Below are 22161 nucleotides of genomic sequence, written 5' to 3'. Positions count from 1 at the left end.
GGGCGACGGAGAGGGGACCATCATGGCCGGACTGCGCCTCGGACCACTGCTGAGGTACACCGACGGCTCGTCCGCGACCGTATGGGTCGAGACGAGCCGTCCGTGCTCCACCGAGGTGCGCTGCGCCGACGGCGCGGGAGGCTCGGCCCACACCTTCCAGATCGCGGGGCACCACTACGCGCTGATCCCGGTGACCGGCCTGACCGCCGGTACGACCACGACGTACGAGGTCCTCCTCGACGGCACCCGCGCATGGCCGCTGCCCGGCTCCCCCTTCCCGCCCTCGGCGATCCACGCGCCGGGCCCGGAGGACGGTCTGCGTGTCGCCTTCGGCTCCTGCCGCTGGGCCGCGCCGCCCGCGGGCGGGCACGATCCGGTCGGCCCGGACGCCCTGGACGCGCTCGCCACCCGTCTCGCGGCCGACCCGGAGGGCGAGCGGCCCGACGTCCTGCTGCTGCTCGGCGACCAGGTGTACGCCGACGAGACCTCCGACGGCACCCAGCGCTGGCTGGCGGCCCGCCGCGATCTGAGCGACCCGCCGGGCGACGGGGTCGCGGACTACGAGGAATACACGCACCTCTACTACGAGTCGTGGCTCGACCCGCGCATCCGCTGGCTGCTGTCCACCGTGCCCAGTTTCATGATCTTCGACGACCACGACGTGATCGACGACTGGAACACCTCCGCCGCCTGGCTCACCGACATGCGCGCCACCGACTGGTGGCAGGAGCGGCTGCTCAGCGGCCTGATGTCGTACTGGGTCCACCAGCACCTGGGGAACCTCTCCCTGGAGGAGCTGGCGGCCGACCCGGTGTACGCGTCCGTGTGCGAGGTCCCCGACGGCACCGACGCGCTGCGCGCCTTCGCCGCCCGGGCCGACGCGGACGCGACCGCGGCCCGCTGGAGCTACCGGCGCGACTTCGGGCGCGTACGCCTGCTGATGGTGGACAGCCGGGCGGCCCGCGTCCTCGCCGAGGACGACCGCGCGATGCTCGACCCGGGCGAGGAGGCCTGGCTGCGCGAGCAGGTACGGGACACGCCCGAGGCCTACGACCACCTCCTCATCGGCACCTCGCTGCCCTGGCTGCTGCCGCATCTGGTGCACGACGCCGAGGGGTGGAACGCGGCGCTGTGCCGGGGTGAACGGGGCGAGCGCTGGGCGCGGTTCGGGGAGAAGGTGCGGCGGGCCGCCGATCTGGAGCACTGGTCGGCGTTCCCCGAGTCCTTCGCCGGGCTGGCCGAGCTGATCGCCGAGGCCGGCTCGGGGCCCGACGCGCCCGCGACGGTGTGCGTGCTGTCCGGGGATGTGCACCACGCCTACATCGCCGAGCCCTCATGGCCCGGCACCGGGCCCGACGCCCGGGTGATGCAGCTCGTCTGCTCCCCCGTCCACAACTCCGTCCCGCTGTCGATCCGGATGGGCTTCCGCATCGGCTGGACCGCGCTGGCGCGCACCCTCGGACGCGGCCTCGCCCGGCACGGGCGGCTCCCCCGTCCGCCGGTCACCTGGCGCAAGACGGGCGGCCCCTGGTTCGGCAACCAGCTCATGACCCTGACCCTGCGCGGCCGTTCGGCCCGGCTGCGGCTGGAGCACGCCAAGGCGCGGCAGGGGGCGGGCCCTCGGCTGACGACACTCCTGGACTCCGAACTTGCCCCGTAACACGCCTGTTCCACCCCTTTGCGACCGGCGTGTCCCTTGATGCTTGTGACGCATCCCACAGCGAGTGTCAATCCTTCCCCACGGACAGCGGTTCCCGCTTCCGGCGACGGCATGATGAGGCGGACCGTCCGCTTCCCGACCGGCGGACCGCCGATACGCGCCCCACACGCCCGGGAGTACCACCCTTGTCTGCGTCGACCGAGGAATCCCCACCGGCCGAGACACCCGCACCGGTCTCCGTCGCCCTGGTCGGCGCCGGGCCACGGGGCACCAGCGTCCTGGAGCGCCTGTGCGCCTCCGCCCCGGAGCTCCTCCCCGACGGTGCCCGGCTGACGGTCCACGTGATCGACCCGGACCCGCCGGGACCCGGCCGCGTCTGGCGTACGGCCCAGTCGCCCGAGCTGCTGATGAACACCGTGGCCTGCCAGGTGACCCTGTTCACCGACGACAGCGTGGACTGCTCGGGCCCGGTCCGCCCGGGTCCCAGCCTGTATGAGTGGGCACGCGGCACGCTGGGCCCGGACGAGTACCCGAGCCGGGCCGACTACGGCCGCTATCTGGAGTGGGTGTTCGCCCGGGCCGTACGGGACGCGCCGCCGAACGTGCGTGTCGAGACGCACCGGGCCCGCGCGGTCCGGCTCGACGACACACCGGGCGGCCGGCAGGCCCTCACCCTCGACGACGGCCGCACCCTGACCGGCCTGTCCGCGGTGGTCCTGGCGCTGGGCCATCTGCCGGCGACCGCGGACGCGGCCGGGCGGCGCCTCGCGGCCCATGCCGCCCGGCACGGCCTGCGCCACATCGCGCCCGCCAACCCGGCAGACGTCGACCTGTCCTCCGTCCCCGCGGGCGAGCCGGTCCTGCTGCGCGGCCTGGGCCTCAACTTCTTCGACCACACGGCCCTGTTGACGACCGGCCGCGGCGGCCGTTTCGTCCGGGACACCCGGGGCGGCGGCCTGCGCTATCTCCCCTCCGGCCGGGAGCCGCGGCTGTACGCCGGTTCGCGGCGCGGCATCCCGTACCAGGCGCGCGGTGACAACGCGAAGGGGCCGTACGGCCGGCATGTCCCGCTCGTCCTCACACCGGAGACGATCGCGGGCTTCCGCAAGCGCGCGGACTCCGGGGAGGCGCCCGACTTCCTGGCGGAGATATGGCCGTTGGTGGCGAAGGAGGTCGAGGCGGTCTACTACGCCGCGCTGCTCGGGCGGGCTGGAACCGCCGAGGGACGGCGCTCGGAGTTCACCGATCGCTTCCTGGCCGTACCGCACGGCGACTCCCGGGAGGCCGTACTGCTGGACGAGTTCGAGGTGCCCGGCGCCGACCGCTGGCGCTGGGAGCGGGTGTGCCGGCCGCACGCGGGGCGGGACTTCGCGCACCCCGGCGAGTGGCACGACTGGCTGCTGTCATATCTGCGCGAGGACGCCGCGCAGGCCGCCCTGGGCAATGTCCGGGGCCCGCTGAAGGCGGCCCTCGACGTGCTGCGCGACCTGCGCAACGAACTCCGGCTGATCGTCGACCACGGCGGTCTCGCCGGTGCCTCCCGCCGGGACCATCTGGACCGCTGGTACACCCCGCTCAACGCCTTCCTCTCCATCGGCCCGCCCCGGCGCCGTATCGAGGAGCTGGTGGCCCTGATGGAGGCGGGCGTGGTGCGGGTGCTCGGGCCGCGTCTGGAGGTGACGGAGGAGGACGGGGCCTGGGCGGCGCACTCCCCCGAGGTGCCGGGCTCGGTCGTCCGTGTGACAACACTCATAGAGGCCCGGCTACCGGAAGCGGACTTGCGGAGCACGGCCGACGGGCTGCTCGCCGGGCTGCTGCGGACGGGCCAGTGCCGCCCGCACACCGCCGACGGTTATGAGACAGGCGGGTTGGACGTCACACCGCGGCCGTATCGTCTGATGGATCGTCAAGGTGTTGTACACGAAAGGCGGTTCGCCCTCGGAGTGCCGACGGAAGGTGTGCACTGGGTGACCGCCGCAGGGGCTCGCCCGGGTGTGGATTCGGTCACGCTTTCGGACGCGGACGCGGTCGCCAGAGCGGCTCTACGTGCGGTTGCGACCGAGAGTGACACCCAAACGGAGGCAAACCCGTGGCCAAATGTTGAACTTGCAAGCATCAATTAGGCACACCTAACGTGGGCTACTCATCGGTTCTGTCCCCCGACCGGCCTTCCCCTGGCCGGCCGCCCGAAGGAGTCCCCCACATGACCGCACGCCTCAACGGCGCTCAGCCGTACGCTCTCGGGCTGTTCCGGATCGTCATCGGCCTGCTGTTCTCCTGCCACGGCGCCGTCGCGCTCTTCGGCGTCCTCGGAGGCGTGGACGGCAAGGGCGGCACCGCGGCGACCGGCGCCTGGCCGAACTGGTACGCGGCCGTCATCGAACTCGTCGGCGGCATCCTGGTCCTGCTGGGCCTGGGCACCCGCGCCGCGGCCTTCATATCCTCCGGCGCCATGGCCTACGCCTACTTCAAGGTCCACCAGCCCGAGGGTCTGTGGCCCATCGAGAACAACGGCGAGGGCGCGGCCATGTACTGCTGGGCCATGTTCCTGCTGATCTTCACCGGCTCCGGCGCGTTCGGCGTGGACCGGCTGCTCGCGCGGCGCACCTCCGCGCAGGGCCAGCGCTCCTCGGAGCAGACGCCGGTGGCCGCCTGAGCCACCCGGACACCATCACGGAGAACGGCGCCTTCCCTGCCCGGGGAGGCGCCGTTCCGCTGCCCGGCGGGTCGCCTGCTCGTCGTCCGGGGAGGCGCCGTTCCGCTGCCCGTGGCGGGTCGCCTACTCCTCTGCCCTGTCCACCGGCTCGAACGGCACCGTGAAGCAGGCCGCCCGCTCCCCCGCACCGCCCGGCACGTCGTGGATCACGACCGAGGACGCCTCGCCCGGCCGGAAGCCCCAGTCGTGCCGGGCGCTCGCCGCGCCCGCGCCGCGCCGGTCGGCCGTGAAGTCCAGCCAGACCTCGTTGTCCGGGCTGACATGGTGCGGATCGCTCGACGGCCGGTGCTGGTAGTGCCCGCCGGCGGCCTCCGGATCGACGCCGCAGGGCTTCTGGTGCACATGGACGCCGTAGGCGTGACCCGGCTTCATGCCGGCCACCTTCAGCCGTACGGTCGTCCCGCCGCCGGGCACGGTGTGCTGGCGGACCTGGATCCACGAGCCCACGGGCACCAGACCCCGGTCGTACGTCAGCGCCGCCGACCCCTGAGCCGCCCCGGCCGCCACGAACCGGGCCTCCGCCCGCACCGAGTAGCCCTCGACGTAGCCCTCGACAGCCCCGGCACCGCCCGGACCAGCGGCGGACAAAGCGGCCGCGACGGCGCTCGCGCATATCCCTGCCAGCATGATGTGTACCGTTCCTCGCCTTGTGTCTGATTCAGCCCCTTCTGTTGCTACGGGACACCCGCGCCCGCCGCCCTCCGGGACATGGCAGCCGGGTGACGACCGAGGGCGAACCCCGTGAACGGACCGTCACACCCCAGGCGTACGCTGTATGGCTGTCATGGCCACACCTGCCGCTCCCCGCGACATCGCGGCACGGTCTGGCCCACGGGGGATTCACGGGGAGTCGCGGTGCTGGAGCAGTTGGGGTCGCTGATGGGCAGCCCATGGATCTACGCGGTGGTGGCCCTGTCCATCCTGCTCGACGTGTTTCTGCCGGTGCTGCCCAGCGGCGTCCTGGTGATCACGGTCGCCACGGCGGCGGCCGCGGGCACGGCGACCGATGTGCCCGACATCCTGGCGCTGACCCTCTGCGCGGCCACCGCCTCCGTCCTCGGTGACCTGGTCGCCTATCGCCTCGCCTGGCGCGGCGGCGCCCGTCTGGACCGGGCGATCTCCCGCTCCCGGCGCCTGACCACCGCGCAGGAACGTCTCGGCGCGGCGCTGGCCCGGGGCGGCGGCGCGCTCGTCGTCCTCGCCCGCTTCGCTCCCGCCGGCCGCTCGGTCGTCTCCCTCGGCGCGGGCGCCGCCCACCGCCGCGCCCGCGACTTCCTCCCCTGGTCGGCCCTGGCCGGCCTGACCTGGGCGGCGTACAGCGTCGCCCTCGGCTGGTTCGGCGCCCACTGGCTGGGCGCGAGCTGGCTGGCGACGGCAGTGTCGGTGGGGGCGCTGTTCGGGGCGGGGGCGGGAGCGGCGTACGTCATGAAGAGGGCGCCGCGGCCCTCGGAGGCGTCGTAGGAACCCTTGTCGTACGGTCCGAGACCTCAGCTCGCGCGGCGAGCGGCGGCCCCCCGGATCTCCAGTCCGTCCAGCAACTCCTCCGTGGCCTGCGCGATCGCCTCCACGGCGCGGTCGAACACCTCCTGGTTGTGAGCGGCGGGGGCACGGAATCCCGAAACCTTCCGCACGTACTGCAACGCGGCAGCCCGAATGTCATCCGCCGTGGCCTCCTCGGCCATCGCGGGGGGACGCAGTGTCTTGATGCTCCGGCACATGCCCCCAGTCTCACCCTTTCGACCCCCGGACGACAGCGACCACTGTCATGATCTCCGCGAGGCGGCCACCACTGTGGGGCGGACCGACGAGAGGAACCCGACATGGGGAACGAACTCACCGTGGCCGTCCTGGGCCCCGGCGGCGTGGGCGGCCTGCTCGCCGCGCTGCTCTCCCGCGCCGGCCACCGGGTGATCTGCCTGTCCGGCGAGGAGACGGCCCGGACCCTGCGCACGGACGGCATCCGGGTCCGCAGCACGCACTTCGGCGACTTCACGGCCCCGGTCGAGGCGGACACGGAGCTGCGCGAACGGGTCGACGCATGCCTGGTGACCGTCAAGCACACCGCCCTCGACGCCGCCCTGGCGCGCGTCCCCGCACCCACGCTGTCCGACGGCCTGCTCGTGCCGTTCCTGAACGGCGTCGAACACCCGGCGACCCTGCGCGCCCGCTACCGTCCCGACCTCGTCGCCCCGGGCGTCATCCGCGTCGAGTCGACCCGGACCGCCCCGGGTGTCGTCGAACACGGCAGCCCCTTCGCGGAGATCGACCTGACCGGTACGGCGGTGCCCCGCGCCCGACTCGACGCCCTCGCCGAGGCCCTCACCGCCGCCGGGCCGGTCACCCGCGTCCAGGACGACGAGACGGCGACCCTGTGGGCGAAGATGTCGTTCCTGGCCCCGTTCGCCCTGCTCACCACGTACTACGGCCTCCCTCTCGGCGAGGTCCGCAGCCGCCACCGCGACGAACTGACGGCCCTGGTGGAGGAGACGGCCGCGATCAGCCGCGCGTGCGGCGGCCCGGCCGACCCGGGTCAGGCCCTCGCCCGCTACGACGCCTTCCCGGCGTCGACGAAATCGTCGATGCAGCGCGACGCCGAGGCGGGCCGCCCTCTCGAACTGGACGCCATCGGGGGCGCGTTGCTGCGCGCGGCCGAGCGGTACGGCGTTCCGGCGCCGGTGACGGCTCGGGTGACGGCTCGGGTGCTGGGCGAGCTGTCGGGAGAACACGGACTCACCTGAACCACGGGAAGAGACTCGCCACCCAAATTCGAACAGGCGTATCATTGATGCGTGGCTACGACCTATGACTTTCCGAGTGACCTCCTCGCCGGTCAGGAGGAACTCCATCAGGTCCGCGCCGAGCTGTCGGTCCTGCTGAAGCGGCTGCCCTGGTCGGTCGAGCCGGTGGACGGCTTCAGCGACGACAACGGCTGGCGCAAGGTCGAACGCCCCGCCTCCCCCGGCTGGAGCGCCGACGAACAGGCCGAGGTGGAGAAGCTCCGCCGACGGGAGCACGAACTGGCGGTGTTCCTCAGCACCCACCGCTACTGGTCCGAACTCACCGGCCCCGAGCGGGTGTCGGCCCGCTCCCAGCTGAAGCACGCGCACGAGGCTCCGCCGGAGGAACCCGACGGAGCCTCGTAACCGCGGGGGCGTCAGCCGCGACTCTTGCCCAGGAGCTTGTTCATCTGGCCGATCTCGGCGTTCTGCGCGGCGACGATGTCACCGGCCATGTCCTTGGCGGGCCCGTACCGCCCCTCGCTCTCCTCAAGGGCGGCCATCTTCACGGCACCCTCGTGGTGCTCGACCATCAGGGCCAGGAACTTCGTGTCGAAGGCCTTGCCCGCGGCCTTCTCCAGCTCGGCCATGTCCTCGCCGCCCATCATCCCGGACATGCCGGAGTGGCCCGCGGCGGAATGATCCATGCCGCCCGCCGACTCGGGGGCGTCCTCACCCCACTGCTCCAGCCACCCGGTCAGGGTCTTGATCTCCGGGCCCTGCGCCTTCTCGACCCGCGCCGCCAGCGCCTTGACCGCACCGGACGCGGCCCGGCCCTCGGCCAGTTCCGCCATCTCCAGCGCCTGCCGGTGGTGCGGGATCATGCCCTGCGCGAAGGAGACGTCCTGGGCGTTGTGTGCGGCACCGCCGCCGTCGCCGCCACACGCGGCGAGGAGGAAGGCACCGGCACCGGCAGCCACCACGAGGGCGGCCCGGCGCGTGAGAGTACGAATGCTGTTCATACGTGAACTCCTGCTTCTGCAAGGAGGGGGAACGGAACTAGGACACGACGACGCACCACACCGCACCGGCAAGGGCGTCGGCCCCGGCGCGATGCGTGCGCGGCGGTGTCTAGATCCGCAGAAGCTGAAGCTCGGCGAGCGAAGGCGGAGCACGCGCACCATCCGCCTCCCCGACCGCCAACACCCGTACGACGCCCTCCCCCACACCCCCGGCAACGGGGTCGGGCACCAGCGCGGGCAACACCGGCCCACCACTCAGGGCACCCGAAGCACAGGTCGCGTCGGCATGCTGAACGGACCCGCCACCGCAATGCCCGTAGGACATGCCCTGGGAATGGCTCTGGTCCGCGTGACGGTGGGGCGAGTGCGTCGCCTGCTCCGCGTGCGTCCCCCACGGGACACCCCCGGGCGCCAGCCCGTGCATCCCCAGCAACCCCGCCAACAGCCCCAGCACACACAGCACACGCCACCGCCGGACGACGGGGCGCGGGGCACACGGGACGGGGCCGTTCACGCTGCCCATCGTAGAGAAGGTGTGCGACCGCTCATGCCCCGATCGGGCGAACTGGTTCAGCCGCCTGCAACCGCGCCGCCCCTCCCCAGGTCATGCACCCCGCACGACACGAATGACCCCGAGGGGAAACCATGAGCCAGCAGTACCCGCAGCAGCCCAACCAGCCCTACCCGCCCCAGCAGCCGAAGAAGCGCAGTGCCGGCAAGATCGCGGGCCTCGGATGCGCGGGCATCATCGGCCTCTTCGTCATCGTCGCCGTCGCCACGGGCGGCGGAAGCAGCGAGAGCACGGACACCTCGAACAAGGACAAGGCCATCGCCGCCGACAGCAAGCCCGGAGACGGCGGAAAGAGCAGGGCAAAGCCGGCCGACGAGAAGTCCCAGGCCGAGCAGTTCCTCAGGTGCGTCGCCAAGAACGGCACGGACACCGAGAAGGCCGCGGTCGAGCACGTCACCAAGGTGACCGGCGCGGACAAGCGCAACGACATCCTCGACTCGGCCGAGGTCTTCACCGACTACACCGGCGGCATCATGGGCCCCCACCAGGGCGAGGGCAAACTCATCGCCTCCGCGTTCACATCCTGCTACGAGTCCGAGAACGGCCTCGTGACCGTCTACGACAAGGACGGCGAACTGCTCGCCAACGCGAACTACTGATCCCACATGCGAAATGCCTTCCGGAACTCCCCGGAAGGCATCCGCCCTGCTACGTCCGGATGTTCAGCGTGCGCCAGACACGACTGAACACGTTCTGGGCGTGGACCCGGTACACCGCCGAGCGGGATCCTCCCCCCCCAGCTCCACGGCGTCCAAGCCGATGGTTCCGAATACCAGGGCAATCACGGCGTCCGACTCTAGCCCGCCGTGAGGCCTATCCCGGGCAATTCGAAGAAGCCGAAGGAACGTAACAGATCAGGCAATTCGACTTCACGCGGCACCGACAGGCGCGCATGATGCCGCCCTGCACAACATCCCTGGGGGGACCCATGAAACGCCGCACCATCACCATCATCAGCGCCGCCGCGCTCGCCTTCGTCGGGCTGGCGACCGGGCTCACCATCTGGCTGCTGCAGCCGTCATACGACGACATCGTGAAGGGCTGCCAGAAGGCCCTCGCCGCACAGTCGAAGGCCGGCAGAGAGGGGAAGCCGAACGCCTGCAAGGATGTGAAGGAGGACGACTACGGGGCGCTGGTGATCAGCAACGCGTTCGACAACCTGCCGCAAAAGGACCAGGACGTCCTCGACTACTACGACGACGGCTCGATCAACGACAGTATCGGCGGCGATACGCCGTAGCTCCCGCGCTGCTGGTGCGCGCCACTACGATCCGGCCTTCTCGGCATGCGCCATCGATCGACGGTTGGATGGCCCTCATCAGCGAGACCCCCGACAAGGCAGCCGCGCGGGAGGAGCGGCCGCACCAGTTGCAGCCGGCATGCCCGGAAGCGGCTGCAACTAGCACTCATTCGTGTCACAGGAACGTCACTCAGTGTCCACACATACTTCACGTGACGCATGATGCTCCCCCAGCACCTGCACCACCCAGGGGGACACCATGATCAAGCACACCACCGCCACCGCACTCATCGCGGCCGCCCTGCTCACGCTCACCGCCTGCGAAGGCACCGACGCCAGCAGCGGCAGTTCCAAGAGCAGCCAGGGCACCAACGAGAAGGCCGACACCGGCAGCAACACCAGCGCCGACACGACGAAGGCCGAGATGGCGTCACTGCCCGACATGACCGGCAAGGGCCTCCAGTCTGCGCAAGACCAAGCCCAAGACGCAGGGTTCTACACCCTCACCTCGCACGACGCACTCGGCCGCGACCGCATGCAGGCATTCGACCGGAACTGGAAGGTGTGCTCCCAGACCCCGCAAGCCGGCGAGCACCCGACCGACACCAAGGTCGACTTCGCAACGGTCAAGCTCGAAGAGGACTGCCCGGCCAAGGACGAAGGCGCAGCCCCGGAGGCCGCCGGCGGCACGATGCCCGACTTCACGGGCAAGGCCGTCAAGGTCGCCCGCCAGGCCCTCGACTCCTCGACGAGCATCACCGTCACCGATGCCTCCGGCCAGGACCGCATGGTTCTGATGGAGTCGAACTGGAAGGTGTGCAGTCAGGAGCCTGCGGCCGGCGCCAAGTTGGACGGCCAGCCAGTGACCCTCACTGCGGTGAAGTTCAAGGAGTCCTGCTGATCTGACCCCGTTGACCGGCCCGGCCGCCCCGTTCCCGCGGCCGGGTCTTCGCACGTCCCGATGAGCTGGCTATGCCGTCACGGCAACCGGCCTGATCGACACCGTCACGCCTACGCGATGCCCCTCCTCTCACCTTCGGGCAGGAGAGGGCCCTGCGTCGCGCCCTGGTTCAGTGCAGAGCCTCAATCGCGCGCAAGATCAACGCACGGGCCTCGGCGCCGTACACGGCCATAGCGCGCAGTTGCTCGAACGTCTTCAGGTACAGAGCGACCTCGCAGGGCTGCGTTACCTTCACCTCAGCGGAGACCAACTCAACCGACACCATCTGGTCGTCGTACACCTGGAACGTCTCCTCCGGCCACTGCCGGCGCTCACCCGCCGCCATGGGGATGATGCCGAGCGATACCGCCGGCAGGGCACCGGCCGAGAGCAGGTTGCCCAACTGGGCTGCCATCGCGTCCGCGTCGGCCATCTGGCAGTGAAGGACAGCTTCCTCGAGCACGATGACGAACCGGTGGCCTTGCTCGTAGATCACACGGGATCGTTCGACGCGGGCGCGGGCCGCCTCGGCACTGTCGTCGGTCGGCAGGTCCCGGAAGCGTGCGGCGGCGCGCAGGACTGCGGTCGCATATCCCTCAGTCTGGAGCAGGCCCGGAACGATCGTGGAGGAATAGACACGGAACAGCTGGGTGTCTCGGTAGAACTGGGCAACCGAGTCCTGGAGATGCTTAAGGCCGGCGCGCACCTGGTGCCGCCATTCCCGGTACATGGACTCGGCGTTGAGGGACTGAACAATGAGGTCCTGCACCTGGTCCGTGGCGCCAGTGGCGGAGCACCACAGGCGGATGTCCGTGGTGGTCGGTGATTGCAGGGCGTTCTCGACGCGGGACGTCTTGGAGTGGTGCCAACGGCACGCGGCGGCCAGCTGGACGATCGTCAATCCTGCCTCCTTGCGGAGCTCGCGTAGGCGTCTGGCGACGGCTTCGCGGGCGGCCTGGGCGGAGGACGAGGGGGAGACGGACATCAAGCTGGCCTACCGGTGTTTCCCTGTCAGTGGATCTCGTACTGGTCGTGTGGAACGGCGCGTGCCCACACGGCCTCGAAGGACTCGGCGCACAGCTTGGCGTTTGTCGGATCCGCGGAGATCTCCTGGCGGACCCATGTTCCGTCGCCAGCGAAGTGATGCCAGCGGATCACGTGGTCGTCAAACAGCCAGAAGTCGTTGCCGGGGAGTGCCAGGTCCGAGGCATGGCTACGAGAGAGCCAGCGCACCTGTTCGCCTGCCTGGACGTTGACACCCGTCGCGGCGTGCTCGTACCGGATGTAGTCGGAGACGGGCTCGGAGACGATGCGAGCGCGCCGTACGACGACGCCCCGGGCCACGGTGTCGGAGATCAGGTCAACCCAGGGTGTCCAGTATTCCGAGGCGGGGTCGGTGTCCCGCTGCCCCGTACTGAGCCAGGTGCTGAAGTCCTGGGCCTCGTCACCGACGGCGTAGGCGTCCCGCATCTCCAAGTGCACAGCGGAGCGTGCGCAGTCCGCCAACAGCTCAGCGAATGTCGGCTCGTTCGACGGCATCGCACGCCTCCCTGATCATCGACACCATCCGGGCCGGGATTCGGATCACTGCCTCGTCGTCCGGGATGCCCTTCGCGTGTCCCGGCACGTCGAACGCAGCGCAGGCCGCCTCGGTTTCGGCGTCCGGCTTGTACCCCTGCAGAACGATCTCTCGCTTCGCCTGGTCGATCCACACGGTGGGGCTCTTGTCCTGGCCGGTCTCCGGATCGATCCCGATGAACAGTAGCGGCACGTCAGGCACCTTCCACGCGATGTGGGGTTTTCTGCACCACCGTCCCGCCGGGGGTACGCCTGGTCAAGGGCGCGAAGCAGTCAACACCCGCTCTGTGTACGTCTGCACGCACACATTCGCACACCACTGGCTGTGGCGCACACCACGCTTCTAGCGTCAGGAGTCACGACAGAACCCCGGCGAGGTGGAGGCCTCCCGGGGCGTGGCCCCACGCTGCGAGGAGCGTCGACGCCGTGACCGCTACAGCCCCACCGACCCTGGTCGAAGCCCCGCCGGACATCGCGACGATGCGCGAGACCGCGCACCGCGTGCTGGGCCCGGACAGCACTCCCGACGCCGTGCCGCCGGCCGGTGAGGAGCTGGACACGCTCACCGCCGCACTGCGCGGGCACATCGAACTGCTCGCACCGGAGGTCGAGCGGGCGGCCGGACTGCTGCCGGAGAATGCCCCGACCGGTTCCAGCGCCCGGGCCTGTGCAAGCGAGGCCGGCGGCCAGCTCCGTGCGCCCGAACTCGCCTTCGCCCCACTCAGCGGCAGCGTGATGTACGCGCGGCGACTCGCGCGCGTCCTGGTCGCCCTGTGCGACCACTACGAGATCGTCAGCGCGGGAGTCGAGGAGACGCCCGTGCAAAGGGCATTCGTGCGCCTGGCAGATCACTGCGTGAGGTGCCCGACCTGCCGAGCCATGAACGACCAGGGCGCGAACGCCGGACTTCCCTGCGAGGAAGAAGAGCGGCTGTACGAGGAGTACCGGCAGGCCCGGCGAGCGATCCGCCAGGGACAGCAGTAGCCCTCCCGGACTCCCCGCCCGGCCGGTGAATCCCGCGAAGAACCCCGGCGCGGGCGGGGCCAACCCCATACGCGAGAAGCGAAGGAGTCATCGTGAGCGTACCGCCGAACCCCGGACCCGACCCCGAGCCGATCCCGGCCCTGCCCCGCATGCTCATCACCGACAAGCAGTTCGACAGCTGCCGCCGCACCGTCATGGACGCCAACCCGAGCATGACCGAAGAGCTGGCCGGCCGGATCGTCGAGGAGGGCCTGAAGTTCGTCGCCGTCTGTTCCCGGAACCCGGGGGTCGGCCTGGCTCCGTCGCGCATCGTGGACGAGGGCTGGCACGCCCTCATCCTGCACACCGCGATCTACACCGACCTGTGCCAGTCCCTCGGCGGCGAGTTCGTGCATCATTTCCCGGGCTACGACCCCACGAACTACGACCCGCCGATCCTGGACCGGACGCGCGAGAAGATCACGGAGCTGGGATGGGATGTGGATACACAGCTGTGGGGGCCGCCGTCCGAGGAGACCTTGGCGTCGGTGGCGGCGAAGTGCCAGCACGCCCCGGAGTGCACGATCGTCGTCACGCCGAAGCCGAAGCCGAAGCCGAGCGTGGCGTAGCCTGCCGGCGAAGGGAGGCGCCGTGTCCGAGTGGATCGATCCTCGCTATGCGGAACTGGTGGCGGCGTGGAAGCGCACGCAGCAGCCCGCATCGCGCGACCCGAAGGAGCAGCGGCCTGTCCGGGGGTTCGTGATCCCCCGCAAGCTCTGAACCTCGGCCAGGTCTGCGGGCTGAGCCCGGGGCCCCGGCCGGCGTCCCCTCGACGCCCCGGGGCCGCCCACACACGATCTGTCCGACAGCGAGTCCACAAGGTCGGCTTGGCGCTGCCTGGTCATCCGCAGGGAACAACCGGAGAGGCCCCCCAGTTACTCCCTGGAGGGCCTCTGACCAGCTGTCTAGCCTGTGGGCGCGGACGGTTTCGAACCGCCGACATCCTGCTTGTAAGGCAGGCGCTCTACCCCTGAGCTACGCACCCGGGTCCCGGGGCATACGCCCAGGACGAGTCGACAGCCTACATGGCCCGGGGTGCTGACCGGCAATCCTCTTTCGGTGGGGCGGGCCGGGGGTTATCCCCCGTTCGGATCCGGGAGTGGTCCGGATCCTCAGGCGGGGCCGGGGTCCATACGGTCGTAGAGCGCTCAGGGGAGCGCCTGTAGTACGTCCAGGGGGAGATCGTCATGGCTCGCATCGTCCGTACCGTCGGCACCGTTCGTACCGCCTCCGCCCGCGCGGTCGCCGTCGCCGGTGCCGTGGCCGTTCTCGTCGCCGGGCTGAGTGCCTGCGGGGCGTCCGCCGGGGACGACACCGAGCCCGAGCAGCGGACGTTCGACCTCCAGGGGCGCACTCTGACCGTCGACTCCGACGACTCGGCCCTGGAGATCGTCGCCGCCGACGCGAACCCGGAGGGCAAGATCGAGGTCACCCGGTGGTTCCAGGGCTCGGTCGTCGTCGGCAAGGAGCCGAGGGTCACCTGGTCGATGCGGGACGATCGGCTGGTGCTGCGGCTGAAGTGCTCCGGTGTCGTCGCCGACTGCGCGGCCAAGCACCGCGTCGAGGTGCCCCGCGGCATCACCGTGAAGGTCCGGGAGGGCGACGGCAGCGTGCGCGCACGGGGCTTCCGGGATCCGCTGAGTATTCGTACGGGCGACGGTTCCGTCCGGGTCACCGACACCAGCGGGCCGCTGGAGCTGCGCACCGGTGACGGATCCATCCGTGCGGAGGTCTCCTCCCGTGACATCCGCACGCAGACCGGCGACGGCTCGGCCCGCCTCGAACTCGGTGTCGTACCGGACCGTGTGGAGTCCCGTGGCGGCGACGGTTCCGTGACCATCGCGCTGCCCGAGGCGACCTACCGCGTGAGCACGCGGACGGGCGACGGCGGGGTGGATGTGTCCGTGCCCCGCGACGAGAGCAGCCCCCATGTGGTGTCCGCCCGGACCGGCGACGGCAGTGTGACGGTCCGAACAGCGAACTGATCGGCCCGTGTGTTCGTCCTCAACCGGTGGGAGAATGACACGGGGCAGGGCGGACCACAGCACGGGAGAGGGATGTGACGGCGACACCAGGGCAGCCGGATTCGCCGTCGGTGCCGTGCGCGCCCAGACCACGCCGCCCGCTCCCACGGGTCCCGGACCGTCCGCGCGGTCCGCTGAGGGACGCGTTCGCCCTGATGGCGCTGCCGCTGGTGGCCGCGCTGGCGCTGCCCGCCGCCTTCGCGGGCGGGGGCACCCGGCGCTGGTTCGGCGGCCGTGCCGAGAACCAGCGGGCCGAGGCCCAGGCCGCGAAGGACGCCGCGGCGGCCGCCTTCTACGAGCTGGACACCGCCCAGCGTGACCTGCGCATCTCGATAGAGACGATCACCGCTGTCGACGACTCCCCGGCCGCGCGGCGCGCCGTCGCCGATTTCGACGCCCTGGGCCGCCGTATCGACGAGGTCAGCCACCGGTACATCAACGCCGTCGACGCGCACGATCTCGACCGCGACGACCTGGAGGCCTCGACCGCCTCCCGGGCCCGAGGCGAGCTGACCGCCGCCAAGGAGGAGCTGGACCGGGTCAAGCAGGAGCTGGACCGGTTCACCGAGGGCCTCGGCCCGCTGCTCGGCAAGGCCGAGACCCAGCTGGCCCGTCTCGCCCCCGCCGTAGAGCGCGCCCGCCAGGCCCTGCTCGGCGCCTCCAACGCACTCGACTCCGTACGGGCGTCGCAGCTGAAGGCGGACGATCTCGCCGCCCGGCTCGCCGCGCTCTCCCCGGAGCTGACCAAGCTGAACCAGGGCGCCGGCCGGCACGGCGTGCCGGAGACCCTGGAGCGGGCCGAGCGGGTCACCCGCGAGGCAGAGGCGATCCGGGTGGAGGCCGAGCGGCTGCCGGACCGGGCCGCCGAGATCGACCACCGGCTCGTCTCCCTGCGCACCCGCGCACAGGCCCTGACCACCCGCTCCGAGCAGGTGGACCCGATCCTCAGCGAACTCCGCCGTCGCTTCACCGCGGCCTGCTGGCAGGACCTCCAGCGCGTCCCCGACGACGCCGCCGAGCACGTCCGCCAGGCCGAGACGAAGCTGGCCGAGGCCCGCTCCGCCCGCGCCGAGCAGCGCTGGGCCGACGCGACGGCCCTGCTGTCGACCGTGCGGGCCCTGCTGAACAGCACCGACGAGGCCGTCTCGGCCGCCGGCGACCGCCTGCACCGGCTGAACGCGGTGCAGAAGGACCCCCAGCAGGAGATCGAACGCACCCGCTTCGCCATCCGCGACGCCCAGCGCCTCGCCATGGCCGGCCGCAACACCCCCGACCCGCAGGACGCCCGCCCCCTGGACGACGCCGTCTCCCGCCTGGACCGCGCCGTCGCCACCCTCGACGGCCGCCACCCGGACTACTGGCACTTCCTCACGGAGACGGAGGCCGTACGCCGGGCGGTGGCCCGGGTGGTCTCCCGGATCCGCGAGGAGCGAGGGACCGGGCACTGAGCCCGGCCCCGGCCCGGTCTCAGGTGCGGAAGGCGTAGTAGTACGCGTTCGGATCCGACGCGACGAGGCTCGCCACCGACCTGCGGAACGTGTTGGTGGAGTGGTACGTCACGTAGGGCATGCCGCCGGTCTTGGACGTGACGATCATCGTGTGGTCCTTGGACCCGTCCCGGTTGAAGTCCATCTGGAGGACGTCACCGACCTCGAGCTGGTAGACGTTGGCGAGCGGCTTGGTCCGCTTGGAGTTCTGGGCGAACCAGGACCACTCGTTGACGCCGATGAACGAGTGCGACTGGATGTCGGCGTTGCCGAACCACTTGGTGTAGTCGTACACATAGCCGGGCGCGTGCTTCCAGCCGCCCGCCTTCAGGGCCTGGCTGACGAAGTTGGTGCAGTCGCCGCCGGCGCCGCGGCCGCTGAAGTCCGGGTAGTCCTTGTTGTAGACGTTCCAGTGCTTCTCGGCGTAGGCCGCCATGGCCTTGTAGTCGTACGTCGTGCCGGTCTTCGGTACGGCGGCCGGGTTGCCGGTGGTCGCCGCGCGCGGGGCGCTGGGCATGGTGTCGTCGGCGGCCTTCGCCTTGACGGGGGCCGGCTTGGAGAGCGTGTTCACCGCGAGACCACCCTGGTCGGTGTCGCGGATGCCGGTCAGCTTCCAGTCGCCCCGTCGGTCGGCCTTGAAGGTCAGCTCGTGCCGGGTCTGGAAGCCGGTGGTCTTCGGGGCGTCGCCACGGGCCTGGGCGTAGGTCAGGGTCGTGGTCTCGGTGACCTCGGCCTTGGCCGTACGGCCGGTCACCCGCGTGGCGTCCAGGGTGACGGTGGTGGCGGCCTTGCCGTACTTCTCGCCCGCCTTCGCCAGGCTCTCCTTGCGCTGCCCCAGCGCGGAGAGGGTGGCGTCCTCGGAGCGGGCCGTACCGGAGGACAGCTCGACGTCGCCGGAGAAGCCGTCGGTCAGCGGCTTCTGCTGATCAGCCCGCCCGCCGTCGACGAGGGCGTTGGTGCGATCGGTGAAGACCGCGTCGGCCAGCCGCTGGAAGGTGGCCTTGGTCCGCGCGTCCACCGTCGGGTCGTCGAGGACCGCCGCGCCCGCGTTCCAGTTGGGCAGCAGGGCGACTCCGGCGACGACCGAGGTGGCCGCGGCCCCGAGTATCGTGACGCGCCGTCGCGTCCCGTTCAATTTCCTTGACTTCACTGAAGTTCCCCTCTAGCCCCGGCCAAGGGTTGCCGGGGTGAGAGATCTTTGCATGGGGTGTGTGGTCTCTGTGAAGAGGGTTGCCCCTGTTACTTCACGACGGTCGACCAGTCGGGCGACTGCGCCGGGTCCAGGCCGCGCAGCCGCTGCAGCGTCTCGGGCTTCTGCACATCGAGCCAGTCGGCCAGTTCCCTGAAGGACACGCACTTGACGTCCTTCTTGGTGCACATGTCCTTGACGACCCGGTCCACGGCCCGCATGTAGATGCCGCCGTTCCAGTCCTCGAAGTGGTTGCCGATGAACAGCGGGGCCCGGCTGCCGTAGTAGACGCGGTTGAAGCCCGACATGTAGGAGGCGACCGTCTCTTCCTCCCACTCGGGGTACTTCGCCGGATCGCCCTCGGTCTCGCCCTCGGACTGGTTGTAGAGGAAGTTGAAGTCCATCGACAGGCCCTGGTACTTGCCGCCCTCGTAGGGGAGCATCTGCAGCGGGAAGTCCCAGATGCCCTTCTTCTTGACGGGCCATATCTGGAAGTCGCCCGCGGAGCTGGCGTCGTAGCGCCATTTGTAGCCCTCGGCGGCCTTCAGCAGGTTCTTCTGGCCCTCCAGGCAGGGCGCGCGGCCGCCGGTGACCTCCTTCCTGATGTCGAAGGGCAGCGGGTCGACGTCCTGGAAGCCGGTGTTGGTCTTCCACTTCTCGACGAAGCCGTAGAACTGGTCGATCTCGCTCTTCCACTCCTCGACGCTCCAGTCGCCGCCGCCCTTGTCGCCGCAGAAGTGGCCGTTGAAGTGGGTGCCGATCTCGTTCCCGCCCTGCCACGCCTTGCCGAGCTCCCGCACCGTGGTGCGGATGTGCTCGTCGGTGGCGTAGCTGATCGCCGCCGAGCCTTTGTCGTGCTGGGGCGGGGAATAGAGCTCCTTCTTGCCCTTGGGCACCAGGTAGATGCCCGTGAGGAAGAAGGTCATGTTCGCGTTGTACCGGTCGGCCAGTTGCCGGTAGTGCGAGAAGAGTTCGTCGTCGCCCTGCAGCGCGCCGTCCCAGGAGAAGACCACGAACTGGGGCGGCTTCTCACCCGGCTTGAGCGGCACGGGCTTCAACTGCCCCTTCTGCGGACCGGTGTAGGAGGTGGAGCCGTCCCCGAGGACCTTGGTCCGGCCGTCCCACCGGGGCTCCTGGTCCCCCTTCGCGGAGGTCTGTCTGTCGGCCTCGGAGGAGGCGGTGGGAGTGGTGGTGCCCGGGCGGTTCAGTACGAGGTAGCCCGAGACCAGGGACGCGGCGACGAACAGGGCCGCCAGGGTCAATATCCCCGGGGACGGAGTGCGGCGGGATGCGCGGGGCCGGCGGCGGCGGCCGGACGGTGACTTCATGCGCGGCTCATTCTGCGAGGGGGGCGGGGATGGTGCGGTCGGGCCGGGGCGCGGGGGTCAGCCGAGGCCCCGGGCACCGGACCAGATGCGGTACGGCACGCTGTCGTCCGCGATCCCCTGCAACGGCAGCGGTTCGAGGCTCTTGCCGAGGTCGATGCGGTAGGCCACGACGGCCGTCGACACGGAACTGGCCGTGCCGACGTACCAGGACGCGGTGTCGTTCTGCACGGTGCCGGCCTTCCCGGCCACCTCGGGCGCCGGGTCCGCCCCGGCGTGGGCGGTGCGGAAGGCGTCCTTGAGGGCGGACTGGACCGCCTCGGCCACGCCCGCCCGCATCGCCCGGCGGGACTGCGGCTTCGCCAACGGGACCGTGGAGCCGTTGCGGGTGATCCGGGCCACCGAGAACGGCTCGACGTGTGTACCGGCGGCGGCGAACGTGGCGTACCCGCTCGCCATGCGGATCGCGCTGGGCGTGGCGCTGCCCAGGGACAACCCGGGCACCTGCGGGCCGAAGCTGGAGGAGAGCAGGCCCGCCGCCTGAGCGGTGTCGCGCACCTTGTCCAGGCCGGTCTCCATGCCGAGCTGCATGAACGGTGTGTTCGCCGACAGGGCGAGGGCCCGGCTCAGGCTGATCCGCCCGTAGGACCGCTTGCCGTCGTTGTGGGAGGTGACCTTCTTGCCACCGCGGTCCCAGTAGGGCCCTTCGGGGGTCATGACGGGGATGCCGTCGTCCGCGTCGTACAGCGACTGCGGGGTCACCCGGGTCACGGGGCCCTCGCGGGTCTTGCGCACGCCGTGCTCCAGGGCGGCGGCGTAGACGAACGGCAGGAAGGCCGAACCGGCGGGCACGGTGGTCGCGTTCGACTCGTTGTAGCCCTGCCTGCGGTGGTCGGGGCCGCCATGGACGGCGAGGATCCGCCCGTCGGCGGCCACCGAGGCGGCGCCGAAGTGCAGGGTCTTGGCCTTGGCCGCGTCGTCCTTGCGCGCCTGCTTGCGGGCCTTGGTCACGGCGTCGGTGAGCGCCGTCTCCTGCTTGCGGTCGAAGGTCGTGTAGATCTGGTAGCCGCCGAGGTCGAACTCCTTGTCCGAGATGTGCGTGGCCTTCTTGGTGTACTGGGCGGCCAGCTCCACGAGGTAGTCGCTCTGCTTGCCGGTGTCGAAGCTCTGTGCGTGCTTCAGCGGCTCGGGGAACTCCTTGTACGTGGCCCGCTCGGACTTCGACAGCATGCCGTTGTCGACCATGCGGTCGAGGATCCAGGACCAGCGCTCCACGGCCCGGGCGTGGTTGTCCTTGCTCAGGGCCGGGTCGTAGAGCCCCGCGCCCTTGAGGAGGGAGGCGAGGAAGGCGGCCTCGCCGGCGTCGAGTTCGCCCACCTCCTTGCCGTAGTAGGCCTGGGACGCGCGCTGGATCCCGTAGGTGCCGCGGCCGAACCAGCTGGTGTTGAGGTAGCCCTCGAGGATGTCGTCCTTGCTCATCTGGTTGTCGAGCTTGAGGGCGAGCATGGCCTCGGTGAACTTGCGGCTGACCGAGCGGTCCTGGTTGAGGTAGACGTTCTTGACGTACTGCTGGGTGATGGTGGAGCCGCCCTGGGTGTTGCCCTCGCCGACGGTGCGCCACAGGGCGCGGGTGATCCCGCTGACGGAGATGCCGGGGTCGCTGTAGAAACTCGCGTTCTCCGCCGCCAGCACCGCGTTGCGGACGTCCTCGGGTATGTCCTCCAGCGGCATCGCCTGCCGCTGCACCCAGCCGGTGCGCGCCATGGGCGTCCCGTCGGACCAGTAGTAGACGTTGTCCTGCTGAGTGGCGTACGAGTTGAGGTTCTCCGGGATGTCGGTGGCGGCGTAGGCGATACCGAGGAAGCCGAGGGCCAGGCCGGTGAAGGTCAGCGCGGCACCGAGCCACTGCCGCCAGGAGGGCGCCCAGCGACGCCAGCCGGTGCGGTCGGCGTGCGGGTAGCAGGGCCTCAGGCGGCGGGCGTAGGGCGCCGCGCGGGAGACGAGTGGGGCAAGCCGCGGTCCTGCGGCGGCGCGCACGCGGGACAGCGGGGTAGGCCGGGGCGCTTTGCGCCGACGGCGCGGCCCGTCGGACCCGCTCCCCTCCGTCGCCGACACCGCCGCCGTACGCAATTGCACGGTCTCGTCCGCGCGTTCCGTCCGGTCCGCGTCTTCGGTATCTGGGGAAGCGGGAACCTTCAACTGCATGGTCTCGTCCGGTTCCCACCCAGCCCTGGTCACGGCTGTGTCTCCCCTCCCCCGCTTACGGTGGTGCTCGCGCGGAGGGGCCTGGCTGCGGCTCCTCGCGACGATCGAAAGTTACCAGTGGCCTTTACATATTCTCCACACCGGATCGGACAAGAATGATCCCGGACCAGTCCCGAAGGGCGTCCTTCCGGTAGCCGGCGACTAATCTGTGCGCATGCCTCGCTATGAGTACCGCTGCCGGACCTGCGGCGACACCTTCGAACTGAGCCGTCCCATGGCGGAGTCCTCCGCTCCCGCGGCGTGCCCGTCGGGTCACGACGACACGGTGAAGCTCCTTTCCACGGTCGCGGTGGCCGGCTCGGGCTCCGCCCCGGCACCGGCGCCTCCCGCGGGCGGTGGCGGCGGCGGTTGCTGCGGGGGCGGCTGCTGCGGCTGACCCCGGCGACGCCCACCGCCGCGGGCTT

Annotated in this window: 25 protein-coding genes and 1 tRNA gene; 15 read left to right on the top strand and 11 right to left on the bottom strand. The window is 70.7% G+C overall.

Features of this window, described 5'->3' with window-relative positions:
• The first annotated feature begins 22 nt into the window (after nt 1-22).
• From NNW99_RS26990 to NNW99_RS26980, 3 genes are all read left to right on the top strand, one after another.
• Nucleotides 23-1660: an alkaline phosphatase D family protein gene (locus NNW99_RS26990; RefSeq protein ID WP_215121736.1), complete on the top strand. Its 1638-nt coding sequence runs from the start codon at nt 23-25 to the stop codon at nt 1658-1660.
• Between the two features lie 185 nt (nt 1661-1845).
• A complete protein-coding gene (locus NNW99_RS26985; protein ID WP_215121735.1) occupies nt 1846-3783 on the top strand; it encodes an FAD/NAD(P)-binding protein in 1938 nt (645 codons plus the stop codon).
• Nucleotides 3784-3863: 80 nt separating this feature from the next.
• A complete protein-coding gene (locus NNW99_RS26980) occupies nt 3864-4316 on the top strand; it encodes a DoxX family protein (RefSeq protein ID WP_215121733.1) in 453 nt (150 codons plus the stop codon).
• Nucleotides 4317-4439: 123 nt separating this feature from the next.
• On the opposite strand, the gene NNW99_RS26975 is transcribed toward NNW99_RS26980, so the two are convergent.
• A complete protein-coding gene (locus tag NNW99_RS26975) occupies nt 4440-5003 on the bottom strand; it encodes a superoxide dismutase family protein (RefSeq protein WP_215121732.1) in 564 nt (187 codons plus the stop codon).
• Between the two features lie 228 nt (nt 5004-5231).
• Here NNW99_RS26975 and NNW99_RS26970 point away from each other — a divergent pair, with 228 nt between their 5' ends.
• On the top strand, nt 5232-5837 hold the full coding sequence (locus tag NNW99_RS26970; protein WP_215121731.1) for a DedA family protein: 606 nt from the start codon (nt 5232-5234) through the stop codon (nt 5835-5837).
• A gap of 26 nt (nt 5838-5863) precedes the next feature.
• On the opposite strand, the gene NNW99_RS26965 is transcribed toward NNW99_RS26970, so the two are convergent.
• On the bottom strand, nt 5864-6094 hold the full coding sequence (locus NNW99_RS26965) for a DUF2277 domain-containing protein (RefSeq protein WP_215121729.1): 231 nt from the start codon (nt 6092-6094) through the stop codon (nt 5864-5866).
• 102 nt (nt 6095-6196) lie between these two features.
• Here NNW99_RS26965 and NNW99_RS26960 point away from each other — a divergent pair, with 102 nt between their 5' ends.
• On the top strand, nt 6197-7114 hold the full coding sequence (locus NNW99_RS26960; RefSeq protein ID WP_215121728.1) for a ketopantoate reductase family protein: 918 nt from the start codon (nt 6197-6199) through the stop codon (nt 7112-7114).
• Between the two features lie 51 nt (nt 7115-7165).
• Entirely contained in the window at nt 7166-7519 is a 354-nt protein-coding gene (locus NNW99_RS26955) for a hypothetical protein (RefSeq protein ID WP_215121727.1), read from the top strand.
• 11 nt (nt 7520-7530) lie between these two features.
• Here NNW99_RS26955 and NNW99_RS26950 read toward each other — a convergent pair whose 3' ends face one another.
• Both NNW99_RS26950 and NNW99_RS26945 read right to left on the bottom strand, forming a co-directional pair.
• On the bottom strand, nt 7531-8115 hold the full coding sequence (locus NNW99_RS26950; RefSeq protein ID WP_215121725.1) for a DUF305 domain-containing protein: 585 nt from the start codon (nt 8113-8115) through the stop codon (nt 7531-7533).
• Nucleotides 8116-8224: 109 nt separating this feature from the next.
• Nucleotides 8225-8638, bottom strand: a complete 414-nt coding sequence (locus NNW99_RS26945; RefSeq protein WP_251057950.1) for a DUF6153 family protein — start codon at nt 8636-8638, stop codon at nt 8225-8227.
• Between the two features lie 122 nt (nt 8639-8760).
• Here NNW99_RS26945 and NNW99_RS26940 point away from each other — a divergent pair, with 122 nt between their 5' ends.
• The 3 genes from NNW99_RS26940 (at nt 8761) to NNW99_RS26930 (ending at nt 10827) form a co-directional block, all read left to right on the top strand.
• Nucleotides 8761-9285, top strand: coding sequence for a hypothetical protein (locus NNW99_RS26940; protein WP_215121724.1), 525 nt, complete (start codon nt 8761-8763; stop codon nt 9283-9285).
• Between the two features lie 329 nt (nt 9286-9614).
• Nucleotides 9615-9926: a hypothetical protein gene (locus NNW99_RS26935; RefSeq protein ID WP_215121723.1), complete on the top strand. Its 312-nt coding sequence runs from the start codon at nt 9615-9617 to the stop codon at nt 9924-9926.
• A 259-nt stretch (nt 9927-10185) separates the two neighbouring features.
• Nucleotides 10186-10827 (top strand): PASTA domain-containing protein, encoded by a 642-nt coding sequence (locus NNW99_RS26930; RefSeq protein WP_215121722.1) that lies wholly within the window; start codon nt 10186-10188, stop codon nt 10825-10827.
• Between the two features lie 169 nt (nt 10828-10996).
• Here NNW99_RS26930 and NNW99_RS26925 read toward each other — a convergent pair whose 3' ends face one another.
• The 3 genes from NNW99_RS26925 to NNW99_RS26915 are packed head-to-tail and all read right to left on the bottom strand — an operon-like array spanning nt 10997 to nt 12637.
• On the bottom strand, nt 10997-11851 hold the full coding sequence (locus NNW99_RS26925; protein WP_215121721.1) for a helix-turn-helix transcriptional regulator: 855 nt from the start codon (nt 11849-11851) through the stop codon (nt 10997-10999).
• A 26-nt stretch (nt 11852-11877) separates the two neighbouring features.
• Complete coding sequence (locus NNW99_RS26920; protein ID WP_215121720.1) at nt 11878-12405, bottom strand: DUF6879 family protein; 528 nt, start codon at nt 12403-12405, stop codon at nt 11878-11880.
• Nucleotides 12377-12637: a hypothetical protein gene (locus NNW99_RS26915; protein ID WP_215121719.1), complete on the bottom strand. Its 261-nt coding sequence runs from the start codon at nt 12635-12637 to the stop codon at nt 12377-12379. The genes NNW99_RS26920 and NNW99_RS26915 overlap by 29 nt, the downstream gene beginning before the upstream one ends.
• A 233-nt stretch (nt 12638-12870) precedes the next feature.
• Between NNW99_RS26915 and NNW99_RS26910 the strand changes: the two genes are divergently transcribed.
• The 3 genes from NNW99_RS26910 to NNW99_RS26900 all read left to right on the top strand — a co-directional run bounded on the left by NNW99_RS26910 (nt 12871) and on the right by NNW99_RS26900 (nt 14187).
• The gene (locus tag NNW99_RS26910; RefSeq protein WP_215121718.1) at nt 12871-13428 is read left to right on the top strand and encodes a DUF6415 family natural product biosynthesis protein; all 558 of its coding nucleotides are present in this window, start codon (nt 12871-12873) and stop codon (nt 13426-13428) included.
• Nucleotides 13429-13577: 149 nt separating this feature from the next.
• Nucleotides 13578-14036 (top strand): hypothetical protein, encoded by a 459-nt coding sequence (locus NNW99_RS26905; RefSeq protein ID WP_215124475.1) that lies wholly within the window; start codon nt 13578-13580, stop codon nt 14034-14036.
• 22 nt (nt 14037-14058) lie between these two features.
• Complete coding sequence (locus tag NNW99_RS26900) at nt 14059-14187, top strand: hypothetical protein (RefSeq protein ID WP_255961304.1); 129 nt, start codon at nt 14059-14061, stop codon at nt 14185-14187.
• A 193-nt stretch (nt 14188-14380) separates the two neighbouring features.
• On the opposite strand, the gene NNW99_RS26895 is transcribed toward NNW99_RS26900, so the two are convergent.
• Nucleotides 14381-14452, bottom strand: a tRNA-Val gene (locus NNW99_RS26895).
• A 202-nt stretch (nt 14453-14654) separates the two neighbouring features.
• On the opposite strand from NNW99_RS26895, the gene NNW99_RS26890 reads away from it, so the two are divergent.
• Together NNW99_RS26890 and NNW99_RS26885 are read left to right on the top strand one after the other, a co-directional pair.
• Nucleotides 14655-15452, top strand: a complete 798-nt coding sequence (locus NNW99_RS26890; RefSeq protein WP_215121717.1) for a DUF4097 family beta strand repeat-containing protein — start codon at nt 14655-14657, stop codon at nt 15450-15452.
• A 74-nt stretch (nt 15453-15526) separates the two neighbouring features.
• On the top strand, nt 15527-16939 hold the full coding sequence (locus NNW99_RS26885; RefSeq protein WP_215121715.1) for a hypothetical protein: 1413 nt from the start codon (nt 15527-15529) through the stop codon (nt 16937-16939).
• A gap of 19 nt (nt 16940-16958) precedes the next feature.
• Here NNW99_RS26885 and NNW99_RS26880 read toward each other — a convergent pair whose 3' ends face one another.
• The 3 genes from NNW99_RS26880 to NNW99_RS26870 form a co-directional block, all read right to left on the bottom strand.
• Nucleotides 16959-18113, bottom strand: coding sequence for an amidase domain-containing protein (locus NNW99_RS26880; RefSeq protein ID WP_251057949.1), 1155 nt, complete (start codon nt 18111-18113; stop codon nt 16959-16961).
• Nucleotides 18114-18217: 104 nt separating this feature from the next.
• Nucleotides 18218-19495, bottom strand: a complete 1278-nt coding sequence (locus NNW99_RS26875) for a hypothetical protein (RefSeq protein WP_215121712.1) — start codon at nt 19493-19495, stop codon at nt 18218-18220.
• A gap of 57 nt (nt 19496-19552) precedes the next feature.
• Complete coding sequence (locus NNW99_RS26870) at nt 19553-21697, bottom strand: transglycosylase domain-containing protein (protein ID WP_215124474.1); 2145 nt, start codon at nt 21695-21697, stop codon at nt 19553-19555.
• Between the two features lie 214 nt (nt 21698-21911).
• Between NNW99_RS26870 and NNW99_RS26865 the strand changes: the two genes are divergently transcribed.
• Nucleotides 21912-22133, top strand: a complete 222-nt coding sequence (locus NNW99_RS26865) for a zinc ribbon domain-containing protein (protein WP_215121711.1) — start codon at nt 21912-21914, stop codon at nt 22131-22133.
• Nucleotides 22134-22161: the final 28 nt, after the last annotated feature.

The organism is Streptomyces sp. CRCS-T-1 (genome assembly GCF_024442335.1).
Taxonomy (GTDB): domain Bacteria; phylum Actinomycetota; class Actinomycetes; order Streptomycetales; family Streptomycetaceae; genus Streptomyces; species Streptomyces koelreuteriae.
Note: the sequence above shows the minus strand (reverse complement) of the source record. Positions and strands in the feature narration are given on the sequence as shown.

What these genes read in the sequence shown, in the direction of transcription:
- NNW99_RS26870 (WP_215124474.1), bottom strand. Translation starts at nt 21,697, where the DNA reads ATGCAGTTGAAGGTTCCCGCTTCCCCAGATACCGAAGACGCGGACCGG.
- NNW99_RS26950 (WP_215121725.1), bottom strand. Translation starts at nt 8,115, where the DNA reads ATGAACAGCATTCGTACTCTCACGCGCCGGGCCGCCCTCGTGGTGGCT.
- NNW99_RS26960 (WP_215121728.1), top strand. Translation starts at nt 6,197, where the DNA reads ATGGGGAACGAACTCACCGTGGCCGTCCTGGGCCCCGGCGGCGTGGGC.
- NNW99_RS26965 (WP_215121729.1), bottom strand. Translation starts at nt 6,094, where the DNA reads ATGTGCCGGAGCATCAAGACACTGCGTCCCCCCGCGATGGCCGAGGAG.
- NNW99_RS26945 (WP_251057950.1), bottom strand. Translation starts at nt 8,638, where the DNA reads ATGGGCAGCGTGAACGGCCCCGTCCCGTGTGCCCCGCGCCCCGTCGTC.
- NNW99_RS26865 (WP_215121711.1), top strand. Translation starts at nt 21,912, where the DNA reads ATGCCTCGCTATGAGTACCGCTGCCGGACCTGCGGCGACACCTTCGAA.
- NNW99_RS26875 (WP_215121712.1), bottom strand. Translation starts at nt 19,495, where the DNA reads ATGAAGTCACCGTCCGGCCGCCGCCGCCGGCCCCGCGCATCCCGCCGC.
- NNW99_RS26990 (WP_215121736.1), top strand. Translation starts at nt 23, where the DNA reads ATGGCCGGACTGCGCCTCGGACCACTGCTGAGGTACACCGACGGCTCG.
- NNW99_RS26930 (WP_215121722.1), top strand. Translation starts at nt 10,186, where the DNA reads ATGATCAAGCACACCACCGCCACCGCACTCATCGCGGCCGCCCTGCTC.
- NNW99_RS26940 (WP_215121724.1), top strand. Translation starts at nt 8,761, where the DNA reads ATGAGCCAGCAGTACCCGCAGCAGCCCAACCAGCCCTACCCGCCCCAG.
- NNW99_RS26890 (WP_215121717.1), top strand. Translation starts at nt 14,655, where the DNA reads ATGGCTCGCATCGTCCGTACCGTCGGCACCGTTCGTACCGCCTCCGCC.
- NNW99_RS26980 (WP_215121733.1), top strand. Translation starts at nt 3,864, where the DNA reads ATGACCGCACGCCTCAACGGCGCTCAGCCGTACGCTCTCGGGCTGTTC.
- NNW99_RS26925 (WP_215121721.1), bottom strand. Translation starts at nt 11,851, where the DNA reads ATGTCCGTCTCCCCCTCGTCCTCCGCCCAGGCCGCCCGCGAAGCCGTC.
- NNW99_RS26935 (WP_215121723.1), top strand. Translation starts at nt 9,615, where the DNA reads ATGAAACGCCGCACCATCACCATCATCAGCGCCGCCGCGCTCGCCTTC.
- NNW99_RS26975 (WP_215121732.1), bottom strand. Translation starts at nt 5,003, where the DNA reads ATGCTGGCAGGGATATGCGCGAGCGCCGTCGCGGCCGCTTTGTCCGCC.
- NNW99_RS26905 (WP_215124475.1), top strand. Translation starts at nt 13,578, where the DNA reads ATGCTCATCACCGACAAGCAGTTCGACAGCTGCCGCCGCACCGTCATG.
- NNW99_RS26920 (WP_215121720.1), bottom strand. Translation starts at nt 12,405, where the DNA reads ATGCCGTCGAACGAGCCGACATTCGCTGAGCTGTTGGCGGACTGCGCA.